15 protein-coding genes and 1 pseudogene are annotated in these 15,908 nt (G+C 36.6%); 2 read left to right on the top strand and 14 right to left on the bottom strand.

Annotated features, from left to right (window positions below; translation table 11 throughout):
* Nucleotides 1–14: 14 nt before the first annotated feature.
* The 3 genes from ACJ2A9_RS00270 to helD form a co-directional block, all read right to left on the bottom strand.
* Nucleotides 15–179: a Fur-regulated basic protein FbpA gene (locus tag ACJ2A9_RS00270; RefSeq protein ID WP_441419598.1), complete on the bottom strand. Its 165-nt coding sequence runs from the start codon at nt 177–179 to the stop codon at nt 15–17.
* 76 nt (nt 180–255) lie between these two features.
* Nucleotides 256–423: a hypothetical protein gene (locus tag ACJ2A9_RS00265; protein ID WP_441419597.1), complete on the bottom strand. Its 168-nt coding sequence runs from the start codon at nt 421–423 to the stop codon at nt 256–258.
* A 354-nt stretch (nt 424–777) separates the two neighbouring features.
* On the bottom strand, nt 778–3,114 hold the full coding sequence (helD, locus tag ACJ2A9_RS00260; protein ID WP_441419596.1) for an RNA polymerase recycling motor HelD: 2,337 nt from the start codon (nt 3,112–3,114) through the stop codon (nt 778–780).
* Nucleotides 3,115–3,485: 371 nt separating this feature from the next.
* Here helD and ACJ2A9_RS00255 point away from each other — a divergent pair, with 371 nt between their 5' ends.
* Nucleotides 3,486–3,920, top strand: coding sequence for a DUF2383 domain-containing protein (locus ACJ2A9_RS00255; RefSeq protein WP_441419595.1), 435 nt, complete (start codon nt 3,486–3,488; stop codon nt 3,918–3,920).
* 217 nt (nt 3,921–4,137) lie between these two features.
* On the top strand, nt 4,138–4,680 hold the full coding sequence (locus ACJ2A9_RS00250) for a CBO0543 family protein (RefSeq protein WP_441419594.1): 543 nt from the start codon (nt 4,138–4,140) through the stop codon (nt 4,678–4,680).
* A gap of 79 nt (nt 4,681–4,759) precedes the next feature.
* Here ACJ2A9_RS00250 and ACJ2A9_RS00245 read toward each other — a convergent pair.
* From ACJ2A9_RS00245 to ACJ2A9_RS00195, 11 genes and pseudogenes are all read right to left on the bottom strand, one after another.
* A pseudogene (locus ACJ2A9_RS00245) lies at nt 4,760–4,939 on the bottom strand (DUF421 domain-containing protein); the annotation flags it as partial.
* 428 nt (nt 4,940–5,367) lie between these two features.
* Complete coding sequence (locus ACJ2A9_RS00240) at nt 5,368–6,294, bottom strand: AEC family transporter (RefSeq protein ID WP_441419593.1); 927 nt, start codon at nt 6,292–6,294, stop codon at nt 5,368–5,370.
* A gap of 226 nt (nt 6,295–6,520) precedes the next feature.
* Complete coding sequence (locus tag ACJ2A9_RS00235; protein ID WP_441419592.1) at nt 6,521–7,393, bottom strand: LysR family transcriptional regulator; 873 nt, start codon at nt 7,391–7,393, stop codon at nt 6,521–6,523.
* 319 nt (nt 7,394–7,712) lie between these two features.
* Nucleotides 7,713–8,420, bottom strand: coding sequence for a LutC/YkgG family protein (locus ACJ2A9_RS00230; RefSeq protein ID WP_441419591.1), 708 nt, complete (start codon nt 8,418–8,420; stop codon nt 7,713–7,715).
* The gene (locus tag ACJ2A9_RS00225) at nt 8,377–9,843 is read right to left on the bottom strand and encodes a LutB/LldF family L-lactate oxidation iron-sulfur protein (RefSeq protein WP_441419590.1); all 1,467 of its coding nucleotides are present in this window, start codon (nt 9,841–9,843) and stop codon (nt 8,377–8,379) included. The genes ACJ2A9_RS00230 and ACJ2A9_RS00225 overlap by 44 nt, the downstream gene beginning before the upstream one ends.
* 15 nt (nt 9,844–9,858) lie before the next feature.
* Nucleotides 9,859–10,575: a (Fe-S)-binding protein gene (locus ACJ2A9_RS00220; protein WP_441419589.1), complete on the bottom strand. Its 717-nt coding sequence runs from the start codon at nt 10,573–10,575 to the stop codon at nt 9,859–9,861.
* A gap of 199 nt (nt 10,576–10,774) precedes the next feature.
* Nucleotides 10,775–11,476: an ABC transporter ATP-binding protein gene (locus tag ACJ2A9_RS00215; RefSeq protein WP_441419588.1), complete on the bottom strand. Its 702-nt coding sequence runs from the start codon at nt 11,474–11,476 to the stop codon at nt 10,775–10,777.
* On the bottom strand, nt 11,469–12,242 hold the full coding sequence (locus ACJ2A9_RS00210) for an ABC transporter ATP-binding protein (RefSeq protein WP_441419587.1): 774 nt from the start codon (nt 12,240–12,242) through the stop codon (nt 11,469–11,471). The genes ACJ2A9_RS00215 and ACJ2A9_RS00210 overlap by 8 nt, the downstream gene beginning before the upstream one ends.
* Complete coding sequence (locus tag ACJ2A9_RS00205; RefSeq protein WP_441419586.1) at nt 12,226–13,218, bottom strand: branched-chain amino acid ABC transporter permease; 993 nt, start codon at nt 13,216–13,218, stop codon at nt 12,226–12,228. Before ACJ2A9_RS00205 ends, ACJ2A9_RS00210 begins: the two co-directional genes overlap by 17 nt.
* Nucleotides 13,219–13,224: 6 nt before the next feature.
* The gene (locus tag ACJ2A9_RS00200; protein ID WP_441419585.1) at nt 13,225–14,109 is read right to left on the bottom strand and encodes a branched-chain amino acid ABC transporter permease; all 885 of its coding nucleotides are present in this window, start codon (nt 14,107–14,109) and stop codon (nt 13,225–13,227) included.
* A 73-nt stretch (nt 14,110–14,182) separates the two neighbouring features.
* Nucleotides 14,183–15,355, bottom strand: a complete 1,173-nt coding sequence (locus ACJ2A9_RS00195) for an ABC transporter substrate-binding protein (RefSeq protein WP_441419584.1) — start codon at nt 15,353–15,355, stop codon at nt 14,183–14,185.
* Between the last annotated feature and the right edge of the window lie 553 nt (nt 15,356–15,908).

Genomic DNA, 15,908 nt, shown 5'->3' with positions numbered 1-15,908 from the left:
CTGTTTAAGTCTCATCAGATTTCCTCATTTTCTTTTTTTACTCTCTTAAATTCTTCTTGCAGTTCTGATAAGGTAAGTTTATATAAGTGTTGGTCATTTACTTCGTACACTTCAGCAGAGATTAAAAGTTCGATTAATTCTTGCTTTTTCGTTTCAACTACTTGATTTAAAAAACCCATAATATGAAACTCCTCTCGAGTTTTGTATTCTCTCATGCTAATTCTATCTTTACTATCGGTTTTTCATAGGATTATATTAAAAATAATATTTAGATTCGGGTGCAATTTTTCCGTCAATTTCATCAATGAGTTTTTGTAATTTTAACTGAATGCGAAAATCTTGTTTCTTTACAATAGGGATTCCTGCAATGACATACTTTTGACCATTCCTGTGAAACAGTTCAACGTTCTGGGTATGAAGCATACTATCACCTATCCTTCATTTATTTTTATTACAATTATATTTTACTAGATAAAAATGGAAATTTTCATTTAATCGTTATATCTTAATTATTCTTTAAAATTGTTACATATATTGTCTTTAAAATGTAAAAAATACGGGCTTACTGTAATAAAAAAATAATAAATTAATAGATTATTACATTTTTTAACAGGATTTACCATCTATTGTTAAAGGGCTGTGAATTAAAAAAACCGGGTGGTGCTAGAAGCATCACACGGTTTTGAACATATTTATCACTCTTTAACAGCATCAGCTGCTAGATAAAATTGAAGAGGAGACATCAAGCTTAATAGCACGTTTTGGAATCGAATTAAATCAAGCTTGGATAAAACCTTCGCGCAAGCCGTTCCGTAAAAATGGGCTCGGTTCACCTACGCTGTATAGCTGCAAATAATGCATTGCTCTCGTGCAGGCAGTGTAAAAAACTCTGCGCAGACTCTCATCACCGTACACATGCTCTGATGCATCATAAATGATGACAGCATCGAATTCGATTCCCTTGGACAAATACGACGGTACAACAACAACTCCTTGCTCATATTCAATTGAGCTGCTCTTTAAAAGTTTAATTTCATCAATGCCAGTTAAGGATTCATAGGCACGTGCACTTTCCTCGGCGGATTTGCATATGATCGCAATGCTATTCATACCTAGACTTCGAAATTCTGCAACTTTGGCGGCAATGCAGCTGTGCAGTTCCACGTGATCTGTCACTTGTTTCAGCACGGGCTTCTCACCTTCGCGATTAAATGGAACAATCTTATCTCCATTAGGAACGAGTCTTCGAGTAAATTCAATGATCGGTTTCGTAGAGCGGTAACTCCGTGTGATATTGATTAATTCCGTTTCATCTTGTCCGTAAAGGCTTGTTAGTGTGTTGAAATCAACCCTTTCGCTAGCATGGGCGAATATCGCCTGATTAAAGTCGCCAAGTACGGTCATCCTTGCTGCCGGAAACAAACGTCTCAAAAACTCAAATTGAAACGGGGAATAATCCTGAGCCTCATCAACAACGATCTGTTTGATCGAGCTATTCGTCTGAAAGCCTTGAATAAGTTCTTTCAATAATAAAAATGGGGTTGCATCCTCATAAAATAATTTATTTTCATCCAGCATTTCAAGCGTCGATTGGCAAATAGCCGTCCACTGTGCTGGTGTTTCCCCATCAATCCATCGTTCGATTTGCAGCGGATCAGCAAAAAGCTGGTTGTAAATCGCCTTAAAATCAATGAAACGAAACGCTCGGACTCGTTTTCGCAACGGCTTCAATTTTTGCAGAACAATCAACTTGGCAAGCGCTTTTGGCTCCATCTCATAATCGGCAATCGATTCTCTTTCAAAGCCTCGTTTTTCCGCTAAGTAGCGATGCGCCTTATGGTATTCATCGTTGCTAAGCAGCTCGATTTCCTCCTGTACCCACGTCTTTTTCCATTCGACTTTTTGGACCTCTTTTATTTCTTTAAGCAGCCATTCCATCAATTTTTCAAGCCTATTATGAAAACGGAGTGAGGTGTCTTGACTATAAAACCTTTCTTTAATTTGTTGAGCAGTTACAATTGGCTTCCCTCTGAAGATAATGTCCTTAAATTGCATTCCTGATAATTCCAGTGACTGTCTATATAATTGGATCGCCTCAAAAAAACGGGTAGATGCTTTAAAACGGATACTTTCAAGCCTTGATCTGTAAGAAGGAGTATTCGCCGCAGTTAAAACATACTCCAATTGCTCGTAAGGATTTTCAACTTGAAACTCTTTACTCAGACGATGATCCAAGTATTCCTGAAATGTGACCTGTTGCATATTCTCCTCACCAAGTTCCGGCAGCACATTGGACACGTAACTGCTAAACATCGTATTAGGCGAAAAAAGAATGATTTGATCAGCATTCAGCCGATCTCGATATTTGTAGAGCAAATAAGCAATTCGCTGCAGGGCGGCTGATGTCTTGCCACTGCCTGCTGCACCGTGAACAATCAGCAGTCTCCCACGGTCATGACGAATTATCCGATTTTGCTCCTGTTGAATGGTCGCTACAATATTGTGCATTTGTTTGTCGGTACCTTTGCCGAGAACCTGCTGTAGAATCTCGTCTCCAATGGTGAGACTCGTATCAAACATCGATTGAAGAACGCCATCACGAATAAGATATTGCCACTTTTTCTCTAATTTGCCTTCAATTGTGCCTCCAGGTGTTTCATACTTGGCCGGACCAGGCTGGTAATCGTAGTAGACACTTGAGACCGGAGCTCTCCAGTCATAGATTAAGAAATTTTCTCCACTACGATCCTTAAGAGAAGAAATTCCAATATAGAAATTTTCCACTGGTAAATCCGCTTCTTCGACAAAATCGATCCGGCCAAAATAAGGAACCTCCTCCATTCGGCGCAGTGTCGACAAACGTTTTGAAGCATGTCTATGAGTGGTTTGGCTAACAGAAAGAGCTTGAGCTTCTTGCCGCAAGCCGATAATGGTCTCAAGGTAATCATCAAACGTATCCGTATTCACCTTAACTTCATCCCAAAAGTGTTTGCGGATCTGAACCACTTCGTTCTTACGCCTAGAAGTTTCTTCTTCCAATCTGTTGATTTCCTCCGTAATTATCTCCATTACACTGTCTACTCGTTTCTGCTCCTGCTGAAGTTCCGAATTCATCGCACACACTCCTTTTAAAAAAAAGTTTGATAAAAAGGTTGACTAATCATTGTCTGCATTGTATAATTAAAATAGGGAAAATATATTTAAATCCATATTACATAATGTACATCTATATAAATTTACCATAGCTTCTTCTTCTTTTCAATATATTGGACTGGACTTCCACAATTAATTTAAGGTATATCTTTTAGACATAAAGTTTATCTGAATCAACTTCAATTAAACTATCCATACATACAATATAAGAAAAGAGCAGTATTTAACGTTTCAACGTAAATACTGCTCTTTTTTATTGTCCTCATTGCCCATTACATAATTTTTTATATAAAAGAACAGCATATAAAAAAACAATGATGGAGCGATGAGAATTGAACGAACCGATCATCAAAGAATTGAACACTTTTCTTGAAGGAAACCTTATGGCTATTCATGCGTATGAAAATTATATTGAGCATACCGATGACGAGAATATTAAAACACTCCTCCAAAATCTTCAGCAAGAACACAAGCAGCATGCAACACTGATTGCGATGAGAATAGAAAGTCTTGGAGGTGTTCCTGTTGACAACCTTAGTATTGGTGGGAAAATTGCCGAATTTATTGCCAATCTAAAAGGCCCAACGACTGAGACCTACTCTATTTTACAGGATGCACTTGCGGGCGAAAGCCGAGGGATCAAAAAGTCGAAAGAGCTGCTCGAAGGTGATCTAGACCGTGAGAGCCTTGAACTAGTGAGTGATATTTTAAACCGTGACGAACAGCATGTTAAGGTACTATCTGAAATTGTTCAGCAAATTGACTAGACGAAGCGACAAGTGCTTATCCACTTGTTGTTTCTTTATGTTGTTCAAACGAGTTATTTTAATGGAATCCATATTTCAGAGGTTAAATTGGAGCTTTTAGGATCACCCATAGTATCGTTGTACTCCGCAACGTAATTAATCATCAATTTTCTTCATAAAATGGGATCTGATTGTTAAAAATAAATAAAATTAATTATCATTTCTAAAGGAGAATCCCATGACTAATCAAATTTTTGATGATTACTTTTTAAAGCAAAATCAGTTAATGAATGAGAAGTTTCAAATATGGTTAGAACATTCTCTGTTTTCTTGGCAATGGTGGTTTGGCTTAATTTTGTTAGTAATTTCCATTATTTTTTGGATAAAATTCAGAAAGAAAGATAGTACAAATCGATTATTATATTCTGGTTTTTTTGTTGCAATTGTTGCCTCATTCCTTGACTTAATAGGTACTTCTCTTGGTTTATTTCATTATCACTATGAAATATTTCCTTTTGCGGCTAACTATTTACCTTGGAGTATAATTATGTTGCCGATATCAATTATGATTTTTTTACAAATTAAGCCAAAAGCGAATCCGTTTTTTAAAGCTGCGATTTACTCTGCTGTTGCATCATTTATAGTGTTGCCTTTTCTTAATTTTATAGAAATTTATCATCCAATTAGGTGGAACTATTTTTACTCTTTTCCCATTTTAGTTACACTTTACTTAATAACTCATTTTCTTGTTAGAAGAAACAATTTTGAAAAAATTATATAAAGTATTCAATTACACTCAAATTAAAAAGTACTTAATAATTAAGAGCTTTTTTTCATTGCTCAGTATGAGTCAACTAAGAAAGACGATCATCAGCAATGTCAGCACCTACCACATTGGCTAAGGTCATAATAATGAGAAAATCGAAAATAGGCATTTCTCCAATGGAACGTTTGCCCATATACTGGGTTATTAATAAAAATAATGGGAAGATCGTAATAATTCTCGCTAAAATAATAGCTGTTTCTTTTAAAACCTCCATATGTTTTTCACCATTCCTTTTCTGGAGTACATAAGCAGAAGAAAATTTATTGCATGACTTTCATGATAATTATCTCCATTAGGACTTACAGTTATTACTTTTGCATTCTTATTACCAGTAACAATAAAAAGATGCGCTTCCCTTGTGTTACCATTCAAAGAATCTCACGACTTCAGTCGTGAGTAGTTCAATTGTACGATTGGTTTCTTTTCCATCGATATTCCCCCTCTTATGTTTTGTTTCTAATTGTATTATCACAGGCAAAACATAATTTGCGCTTATGAAATTATTAAAAAAGTATTAAGAAATAGAAACAGGGATCAACAACAAAAAAAGCTGATGAATTACTACATCAGCTTTTTTACGTTATTATATAATTGAAACATACAATATCTGTGTATTCGTTAATATGAATGACTTATCATATATTACGAAAATATGATCTGTGATAGATAGACAACAGTAGTCACTGTAATCATACTACATACAGTAGACAATAATACGGCTTGTGCAGCATATTCAGGATGATTTCCATATTCCAATGCAAGAAGAGAACTGTTTCTCGACGTAGGAAATGAACTTGCAATAAACAATGCCTGTGCCGTTGTTCCATCTAGATTTAAAATTAGAATGACAATAAATGCAATACAAGGAGATATAACCAGCCTTCCGAGAAGACTTAATAACAATGGAGCAGAAAACCGGTATAGTTTTAAAAACGCACTTTGGGCACCAAGTGTAATAAGCGCTATCGCTAAAAACGCATTTGATATACTCTCGATCGGCGTCCAGAGATAGTCAGGAATGCTTATTGATGTAGCTTGAAGAAGCAACCCGAACAAAAAAGCATAGATTACAGGATTTTTTAAGAAAACTTTCATCGCTTTTAACCCGCTGCTGCTAACCGATACAGAATTAAATAACCCATAGGTGTAAGTAAGAAGATTTTGAAATATCATGACAAAAACTTGAATCGATAAACCTAATGGATTATTCACAAAAACAAGTTGACTTACAGGTAATCCAAAATTCCCAGAGTTACTTAATACAACACTGTTTTTAAAGGTTGCGGATAAGCCCCTATCAAATTTAAACAACTTTGACATCCCTGCACTAATAACCATTAGACAAAGATTTAGTAACACGAGAAAGTTAAGAATGAGCAAAAGTGTATCTCCACCCATTTTACTTTGATAGACATTGGCAAAAGCTACTGCTGGCAAGAGTAAATAATTATTCAGTTTTGATAATGTTCCCATATCAAAATTGAATTTCCGATGGAGAAACGCACCGACTCCTATTAATAAAAAAACTGGCAAAATAACATGCAATAAAATAAGAAAAAAAACATCCATATAATAAGTCCCCCCATTCATAACTTAATTATAGGAACAATAAAAATTTTATTAAAATACAAATAATCTATCGACAACGATTCAAAAAAAGAATATACGAAAACAAAAAGGATGTCTCAAAAGCAAAGTAACCGTCAACTCGACCACAAAATATAGAAATTATAATGCAACCTCTATATTTTGTAAACGTTCGAGGAGAGCTGTCACTTATGAGACACCCACTTCATTAAATATCATTTTTAAAATCCAATTTTTTAACAAATTCAACAAACTCTTTAACTACCTTCATCTCAAGAGATTCATTGTGATAGAACATCCACGTATTTCTGACGAGTGGTTCGCCATTTTCATCTTTTAGATTGATACGACAAAGTTCTGGATGATCTTCAACCAGTACACTAGGAAGAATTCCATATCCCAGACCGTTCAGAACCATTTCTTTGCACGTGTCTGCTTTATCCACTTCCATCTCAATTAAGGGCGGTACAGAATATGTCCCCGTCCACCAATTATCGATTAATACCTTCAATGTAGCATCAGTCTCATATTGAATTCTCGGCAATAATGGTAAATCCTTAAGCTCAATGGCTTCATTCGAGGTGACACAAATATTTTCTTCAAAGAGAAGCTGCTTGGAATCGGACCACTGATAGTCCCCTCGTACAATACCAATATGAACATCACGATTATAAACTAGGTTAAAGATATCACGACTCCAACCTGTTACTACTTTATATTTCACTTTAGGAAATTCTGCTCGAAAAAGTTTTAAAAGTCCTGGCAACTTATGTCTTGTAATATAATTCGAAACCCCAATTCGTAAAGTCCCGCTTACCTCATGATTCATATTTTTCACAGTTTCTTTAATTTGGCGAAGACGCGCAAGCATTTCATCTGCACATTTCACTAAATATTCCCCCTGGGGTGTAAATTGTACACCTTTTGCTCCCCGATTAATAATTGCCAGTTCGAACTCTTTTTCTATTTGTTGAATTCTCTTCGTTAATGATGGCTGTGAGATATATAAACTTTGTGCTGTTTTTGTTATGTTCTTTTTTTCATAAAGAACTTTTAAGATCAGCCAATCACGTTCTTCCATAACTTCCTCCAAATTTCTCATATTCACTAACTTTTGTTAAAAAGAAAACCATAAAAAATGTGCTAGCCTCGTTGAGATATACAACAACTCCTACCTATGATCTCAACGCAACTTATTAATGTAATTATATCAAAAAATTGGTATTGATTCATTGATTCTGCGGTAAACACAGTTTTTCATTATCCCTATATGAAAAAGAAGCACTGATCTTACTTCTAGAAACATAGCACAAACATGAATTCTACTTATAACAAAAAATTAATTTTTTACAAACAAAAAACACAAACTGACAAACCTCAATTTGTGTTCATTTATTTATCTAACAATCATCTATTATGATATAAATCGCTTTGACGGGACCATGTACACCTACTACCAAATTTAATTCAATATCAGCACTATTACTTGGGCCAGAAATAAATTTAATGCAAGATGAAATTTGATCATTTTCTTGATAGTTTTCGTGAATGCTGTCTGTTACTTGAGTTAAACGCGGTACAATGGTGCTTTTTGGTATAAGTGCTATAAATGCATTTGGCAGTAAGCTGACTGACCGGCCTTTGCCAGGGGCTGTTGTTAAAATAACCGTCGCTGATTCGGCCAGTGTATAATCGCTAAATGTAATACCAATTCCTGCTCTTTCGGCAATTTTGATATTTTCATTTCCTAAACTTGGGCTCCATGTATGGTGCTCATAGTCTATTAATATGTCAGTAAGTTTATAATCTTTAAATCGCTGATCATCCCATGTAATAATCGATGTTTCTCCTAATGATTCAATCGCCTCTTTTACTGTTTCTTGTATTATTTCGATTGATGTTTCAAGTACGCTCGTGTTGACTTTTTTAGCAGCAGCCTTAAACAATTCCACAAGTTCATCCTGTGAGGCATCGTTAAGTATTTTATATTGAGGTTTTAATTCCCATTCTGGAACTGTTACATTTTCCAACCTTTCATGCCTTCCTAACCTTTCAGTTATATGCTTAAGAAAAGCTTCTCGGTTCTTTACCTGCCCTTGCACTTTCATGTGAAGTTCCTCCTTTATCACGATTTTTAAACCAATCTCGAAACCGGCTCTTTGATGGTGCAGGAAAGTCCCTTGCTTTTGTCCATTCTTTTAAAAGAAAAGGTCCATTTTCAATTTTATCATCTTTACTAAATGGCTTTGACATTAGTGATGCAGTTTTTGTACCCATTTTATATAGTGATTCAGATGTTGTTGCCATTTTATATGCTTTCATCGCCAATTTTTCCTGGATTGGAGCTTTCCCTTCTTTTTCAACAATGTTTTGACGATGCCTTAACAAGAGCTCATGAAGAGGAATCTTCACAGGACAAGCATCTGTACAGGCAGAGCATAATGTGGAAGCATATGGAAGTTCCTTATAATCGTCATAGCCTCCCAGGATTGGAGATATAACTGCTCCGATCGGACCTGAATATATTGAACCGTATGCATGTCCACCAATATGACGATAAACTGGACACACATTTAAACAAGCTGAACAACGTATACAATGCAGTGCTTCTTGAAACTCACTTCCAATCATTTTAGAACGCCCGTTGTCTAAAATGACTAAATGAAATTCTTCAGGTCCATCTATCTCATTCTCAGTCCTAGGTCCAGTCAATGTGGCTACATAAGTTGAAAGTTTTTGTCCTACTGCACTTCTCGCAAGCATACTGACCAAGATATCAAATTCTTTCCATGTCGGGACAAGCCTCTCCATTCCCATAACTGTTATTTGTGTTTTAGGAAAAGTTGTTACCATCTCTGCATTTCCTTCATTCGTTACAAGAGAAACAGTCCCTGATTCTGCAATCGCAAAATTACATCCCGTAATTCCAATATCAGCTGACAAAAATTCGTCACGCAGCTGTTCTCTTGCAAACAATGTCAATTCTTCAGGTTGGGACGTTTTTGTATACCCTCTTTTTTCGATGAAAACATCTTTTACTTGTTCACGATTTTTATGAAGGGCAGGAGCTAAAAAATGAGATGGGGGATCTTCAGCCAATTGAATGATATATTCTCCTAAATCCGTTTCAATGACTTCGCATCCTTCCGCCTCAAGTACGTGATTTAATCCGATTTCTTCGGTTACCATCGATTTCGATTTGACAATTTTTTTTGCCTCATTCTTTCTCACTACGGAAGCAATATACTCATTGGCCTCCTCTGCGGTTTGAGCAAAAAAGACATTCCCTCCATGTTTACTTACATTTTCACTTAACTCATAAAGATAATAATCTAAATGATCAATCGTATGTTTTCGAATCGATTCAGATAACTCTCTCCACTCTTCCCAATTTCCAAGCTCTTCTATCACTACTTCGCGGACCCCTGTTAAGCGACTTTGAGCAGCTGATACTGCTTCACGCATAAATGTATCTTCCAGACTATCTGATACTCTTTTTGGAAAAGGATCCTGTCCGATTTTCATACTCATTTATTAAAGCCTCCTTTACGACTGGTTTAGAATGTTGGCAATATGCTTAACTTGAACTTGTTTACCTTGTCGATTGATTCTTCCACCAATATTCATTAAGCACCCACAATCTGACCCTATTAATAATTCAGCTCCAGTATCTTCAACATGTTTAACCTTTTCATCGACCATTTGCTCTGAAATATCAGCCATCTTAACTGAGAAAGTGCCCCCAAAACCGCAGCAATCCTGACTATGAGGTAATGGCAGAACCTCTAAACCTTTTACATTTTTTAATAGCTCTAGAGGTGCATCCTTCACACCAAGCAATCTTGTCATGTGGCAGGATGTATGATAAGTTGCTTTCGCATTGACCTTCGCGCCTACATCTTTCATTCCTAAAACGTCAACAATAAATTGTGTTAATTCATACGATTTACTTGCAAGTTTCTCTGCCTTTATACTCCATACATGATCATCTTTAAAAATTTTCGGATATTCTTTGAACATCGTAATACAAGACCCAGAAGGGGATACAACATATTCTGAGTGTTCGAACGTTTGGATCATGTGCTTCATTGTTTCAACAGATTCTTTTAGAAAGCCACTATTGTATGCGGGTTGTCCACAACACGTTTGTGCTTCCGGAAATTCAATTTCACATCCAAGCTTCTCCAAAAGCTCTACAGTGTCTTCTCCAACATCCGACGAAAACAAATCTACTAAACAGGTAACAAATAGTGAAACCTTCATATTTTCATCCCTTCCTTTAAAGTAATTCTTTTATTCATATGTAAGATGAAAAGAAAAAGCTCCTCATTAATCGAAGAGCATGTTAACCAAAAACTTTCTATCTTTCTTGAAAGTAAGTTCCCAAAGCATTTAGATAATATTTTAATAGAAAGTACGTGCAGGCTTATAGTGACCATGATCTGCACGTACTCTACACCTATTAGCTTCCTAAGTACGCTTCTTTAATACTCGAATCATTCAACAATTCATTTGCCGGTCCGCTCTTCACGACCTTACCTGTTTCAAGAACATATGCATGATGAGCTACTTTCAGTGCTTGTCTCGCATTTTGTTCAACCAATAAAACCGTCGTACCCTCGTTATTGATTTCTGTGACAATTTTAAAAATATCTTGAACAACAAGTGGAGCTAACCCCATCGAAGGCTCATCCAACAGCAGTAATTTTGGCCTTGACATTAGAGCTCTTGCAATAGCAAGCATTTGCTGTTGTCCTCCCGAAAGTGTTCCCCCTAACTGAGATTTTCGTTCTCTTAAAATAGGGAAGCGATCCATTACTTTTTCTAAATCGGTTTTTACTTCCTTATCTTTACGTTGAAATGCGCCCATTTCGAGGTTCTCTAATACAGACATACCAGCCAATATATCACGACCTTCAGGCACAAGCGCCATCCCTTTTCCAACGAGTTGATGCGGGCTTTTACCCGTTAAATCTTCATTTAAAAATGTAATACTGCCACTTTTCGGTTTTAATAACCCCGCAATCGTCTTCATCGTTGTCGTTTTTCCAGCACCATTTGCTCCTAAAATCGTTACAATACTTCCTTCAGGAACATCAATACTGACATCTTTAAGCGCCTGAATATTCCCGTAATACGTACTTATATTCTTAACATTAAGCAAGTTCTTCTTCCTCCTCTCGGCCGAGGTAGGCTTCGACTACTTCTTGATTATTTTTGATTTCTTCTGGTGTCCCTTCCGCAATCTTTTTTCCAAAGTTGAGAACAGCCATTCGATCACATACCTTCATTACTAAGGGCATATCGTGTTCGATTAATAATACAGTAATCTCTAATTCTTTTATTTTTTGAATCAGTTCAAATAAATCATTCGTTTCCTTTTCATTCATCCCGGCTGCTGGTTCATCAAGTAATAATAATGTAGGCTCACTAGCTAGTGCACGGGCAATTTCGAGTCGACGCTGTTGACCATATGCTAAATTCTCTGCGAAAGAGTCCTCATAGTCATCGAGCCCGACTAATTGTAATAGCTCCATCGCTTTTAAACGGATTTTTTCCTCTTCTTGCTTTTGTGCTTTTGTCTTAAAGACACCCGCCCAAACTCCCGATTTCGTTCGACAATGCTGCCCTACCGTTACATTATCAAGGACAGTCATTTCCGGGAATAAGCGGATATTTTGAAATGTTCGGCAAACCCCTGTCTTTGTAATATCATGCGGCTTCATACCCGTTAGTGTTCGATTTGAAAATTTGACTTCACCAGCTGTAGGGGGGAACATTGATGTAATGACATTAAACATCGTCGTCTTACCAGCTCCGTTTGGTCCAATTAACCCAAAGACCTCACCTTTCTCGACTTGGAACGTCACGTCAGTCAAGGCTTGGATTCCACCAAAATGCTTCGTTATACCTTTAACTTCCAATACCATGACTATTTCCACTTCCTTTATCTGTTGATTCCTTCTTCTTCTTTTTACGCCAATTTTTCAACTTATACATCATTCTATAATCGATAACACCCTGTGGCCTAAAAGCCATCATAACAATAAGAATAATACCGTAGATCATATACCGATATTCACTTACTCCACGTAGAAGTTCCGGCATAGCAGTTAAAAAAGTTGCGCCAAATATAGCTCCCCAAATAATCTCGCTTCCTCCAAATACTGCAAAAATCAGTATTTCAACTGCACGGTGATAATCAAAGTCAGCTGGACTTATATAGGCAGTAATATGAGCAAATAAGGCACCTGCAAAACCAGCCAGCATTGCGCCTTGAGCAAAAGCCAGCACTTTATAGTACGTAATGTTTACTCCCATTGCTTCAGCCGCTCTTTCATCCATTTTGATCGCAGCGAAGGCACGGCCTACTCTTGAGTTATGCTGCCTAATAAAAAAGGCAATCGTAACGACTGTAATCATTAATAATAGAAGAAACACACTTAAACTAATAAATTGGTTATTTTTCATCCCTAGCATACTTGCCTCAAACCCTATGCCTTCCAGCGATTTTAACATTTCCCTTCCGACATGGGGAATGGATGATATCCCTACAGCACCTCGAGTAAGTCCTTCCCAGTTCACAAATAAAACACGAATAACTTCCCCAAAGCCAAGTGTAGCGATGGCTAAATAAACACCTTGGAGCCGCAAAGTAGGGATTCCAATTAAAATACCGACAAATCCTGCTAAAAGTGCCCCACATAAAATACCGATAACTAAAGGAACACCAAAATTGATCGTCAATAATGCGGACGTATATGCACCAATACTCATAAATCCAGCATGTCCCAAAGATAACTGTCCAGTAGACAATGTAATATAAATACTAACCCCTAGAATAATATTGATCAGAATAAAGGATAATACTTGCAAATAATATGGATTAATTAATTCTGCGAACATCTATCATCACCGCCTTGCCTCTGGTGCCACACTACCAAAGATTCCTTGTGGTCTAACGAGTAAAATAACTATAATTGCAACAAACGCAATCGCATCACGGTATCCTGACTCACCAAATGCAACAACAGTTGTTTCAGCAACGCCTAGGATCAACCCTCCGACAACAGCACCTCTTACGTTGCCCATACCACCTAAAATAATAATGGCTAAACCTTTTAATCCCATAGCAAGCCCCATTTGAGGAGCAACAGAATTAAACGCCATTCCTACTAATATACCTGCAATTCCCCCCATCACTGATGCAATAATGACAGTCATGGTAATCATTTTTTTCGTATCAACACCTAATAGACTTGCTACTTCTAAATTTTCAGCACATGCACGAAGACCTTTTCCAGCCTTGGTTTTCATAAGCCAGAATGAAAGACCTACCATCAATACGACAGCGATAACAAAGATAACAATCTGGACAACATAAATGGTTAATGAGCCGATTTGAATGCTTAGCTCAGAGAACGTTGTACGAAATGGTTTATTCCCTGCCCCAAACAAATGATGGGCAAGATTTTCTAAAAAGATCGAAACACCAATTGTGCTAATTAATGGGGCAAGGTGGGAAACCCCTTTTTTACCCCTTAATGGTCTTAATGCAACAGTTTCTAATAATAGTCCCAAGCCTGCAGTGATAATAATGGCGACCAGAAACGCAAGTGCTAATGGCAATTGTAACGTGTATGTAACTACAACACCCATAAATGCACCAAACATAAAAATTTCGCCATGAGCCATATTTATGATACCTAAAACACCAAATACTAATGTGTAGCCTAGCGCAATAATTGCATAAATACTTCCTAGCGTTAGTCCGTTAATTAACTGTTCTAAAAGCAACTGTGTCTCACCTCTTTCATGTTGATGGAAAAGATTGAGAGAGTGATTCTTTCACTCTCTCAAATGATCTTGATTATTGGAATAACTGAAATTTACCGTCTTTAATCGTTAGTACGATAGGATCCATAACAACGTCCCCATCACTATCAAATGACATCTCACCTAATATTCCTTCAAAACCACTCGTTTCTGCTAAAGCATCACGAATTGCATCTCGATCATCGCTTCCGGCTCTCTCAATTGCTTCTGCCAGAACATAAAGAGCATCATAAGCTTGCGCTGCAAATTGATCTGGCTCTTTACCATACTCAGCAGTAAACTTCTCTACAAAGTTTTGCACTTTTTCATCTTCATTTGCAGTAAACCATGGGGTTGCTACAATTAGACCATCCGCAGCTTCTCCTGCAATCGAAATCACCTCTGGAGAATTAAATCCGTTTCCTCCTACAAATGGAACATCAATCCCCATTTTTCTTGCCTGGTTCATAATAACAGCACCTTCATTATAAAGAGCTGAAGCCAGAATTAAATCTGGGTTTGTTCCTTTAATTTTTGTAAGTTGCGCATTGTAATCAGATTGACCTTTTTGGAACGTTTCAACCGTTAAAATTTCCAGACCCATCTGCTCAGCAACTTCGTGCATTGTATCGTATCCTGATTTCGTAAATACGTCATCATTCCCGTAAATAATAGCTACTTTCTTTACATCGTAAGCATCTACGGCTGCTTGCACAGATGCTGGAATGGCTAATGACTCAGGGATAGAGTTTCTAAATACATACTCACCAATTTGCGGAATCCCTGCTGCAGTAGTCGATGTTCCTATGATTGGTACTCCATTTAAATCTGCTTCTGGACCAACAACATTCATTTCAGTACTTAACGTTGGCCCAATAATGACTGAAACATTTTGCGAGTTCATTAACTTTTGTGCTGAAGAAAGAGCTTGTTCTTGCTGACCAGCCGAATCTTCAATGACTAACTCCAAATTTACATTTCCTTGCTCACTTATTTCCTTTTGAGCTAGCTTTAAACCACTTGTAATCGCTTCACCATAACTTGCTCCTGCACCTGTTAAATAAGAAATAACACCAACCTTTACACTTACTTCATCCGAAACAGTCGAATCATTACCATCAGTTTGATCATCTGTTTCTTGATTTGTCGTCTCTCCACCACAAGCTGTAATAAATAAAACTGTTAAAATAGCAATCATGGTAAAAAGGCTTTTGACAAACTTATTCATCTTGATTCCCCCTTTTTATGTATTTTTTATTTTTTATTTATCACTATTTAGATATAGTAAACAGCGATAAAAAATTAATTATTTTAATATTTAATAATTTTCAGTTAATTTTACAAAAAAAAATGATAGAAATCAAGCATTAAAACTAGTAAATAGAATAATAAAGGAAGAAAAGTATTACTTTTACTCTCAGATTATCAAACCGTATTAGAAAGTTAATATAGCAGAAAAAATATTTGATCATTGTACTGAAATCCTTTAACGATTTAAAAGTTTACAGCAATAACATTTACAATACAATAATTCCCCTCGCTTATATTTTTTTCATAATCATCGCAAAAGTTTGTATTATCAATATATACTATTGCAATATTTTTGTGTTTTAAGTAGATTTAACGTAATAATAGGGTTAAAGTATATGCTATTCATTAAGATAAAATAGATAAGGGCTCTGGTGTGACAACGGAGAAATGAACAAAAGTTTATGCGGACACCACGGCTCTTATGTGGGGTAATAGTGCCTAATCGACAACCTAAGCGGACATGACGGACC

This window comes from Anaerobacillus sp. MEB173, assembly GCF_052119505.1.
Taxonomy (GTDB): Bacteria; Bacillota; Bacilli; order Bacillales; family JBJMAU01; genus JBJMAU01.
The sequence above is the reverse complement of the archived record's forward strand: the minus strand, read 5'-3'. Positions and strand labels throughout refer to the sequence as shown.

Excerpts from the sequence above, each read along its gene's own strand:
- ACJ2A9_RS00210 (WP_441419587.1), bottom strand. The coding sequence starts at position 12,242 with ATGGTATTGGAAGTTAAAGGTATAACGAAGCATTTTGGTGGAATCCAA.
- ACJ2A9_RS00240 (WP_441419593.1), bottom strand. The coding sequence starts at position 6,294 with ATGGATGTTTTTTTTCTTATTTTATTGCATGTTATTTTGCCAGTTTTT.
- ACJ2A9_RS00265 (WP_441419597.1), bottom strand. The coding sequence starts at position 423 with ATGCTTCATACCCAGAACGTTGAACTGTTTCACAGGAATGGTCAAAAG.
- ACJ2A9_RS00230 (WP_441419591.1), bottom strand. The coding sequence starts at position 8,420 with ATGAAAGTGCAAGGGCAGGTAAAGAACCGAGAAGCTTTTCTTAAGCAT.
- ACJ2A9_RS00235 (WP_441419592.1), bottom strand. The coding sequence starts at position 7,393 with ATGGAAGAACGTGATTGGCTGATCTTAAAAGTTCTTTATGAAAAAAAG.
- ACJ2A9_RS00225 (WP_441419590.1), bottom strand. The coding sequence starts at position 9,843 with ATGAGTATGAAAATCGGACAGGATCCTTTTCCAAAAAGAGTATCAGAT.
- ACJ2A9_RS00195 (WP_441419584.1), bottom strand. The coding sequence starts at position 15,355 with ATGAATAAGTTTGTCAAAAGCCTTTTTACCATGATTGCTATTTTAACA.
- ACJ2A9_RS00220 (WP_441419589.1), bottom strand. The coding sequence starts at position 10,575 with ATGAAGGTTTCACTATTTGTTACCTGTTTAGTAGATTTGTTTTCGTCG.
- ACJ2A9_RS00205 (WP_441419586.1), bottom strand. The coding sequence starts at position 13,218 with ATGTTCGCAGAATTAATTAATCCATATTATTTGCAAGTATTATCCTTT.
- ACJ2A9_RS00250 (WP_441419594.1), top strand. The coding sequence starts at position 4,138 with ATGACTAATCAAATTTTTGATGATTACTTTTTAAAGCAAAATCAGTTA.
- helD (WP_441419596.1), bottom strand. The coding sequence starts at position 3,114 with ATGAATTCGGAACTTCAGCAGGAGCAGAAACGAGTAGACAGTGTAATG.
- ACJ2A9_RS00270 (WP_441419598.1), bottom strand. The coding sequence starts at position 179 with ATGGGTTTTTTAAATCAAGTAGTTGAAACGAAAAAGCAAGAATTAATC.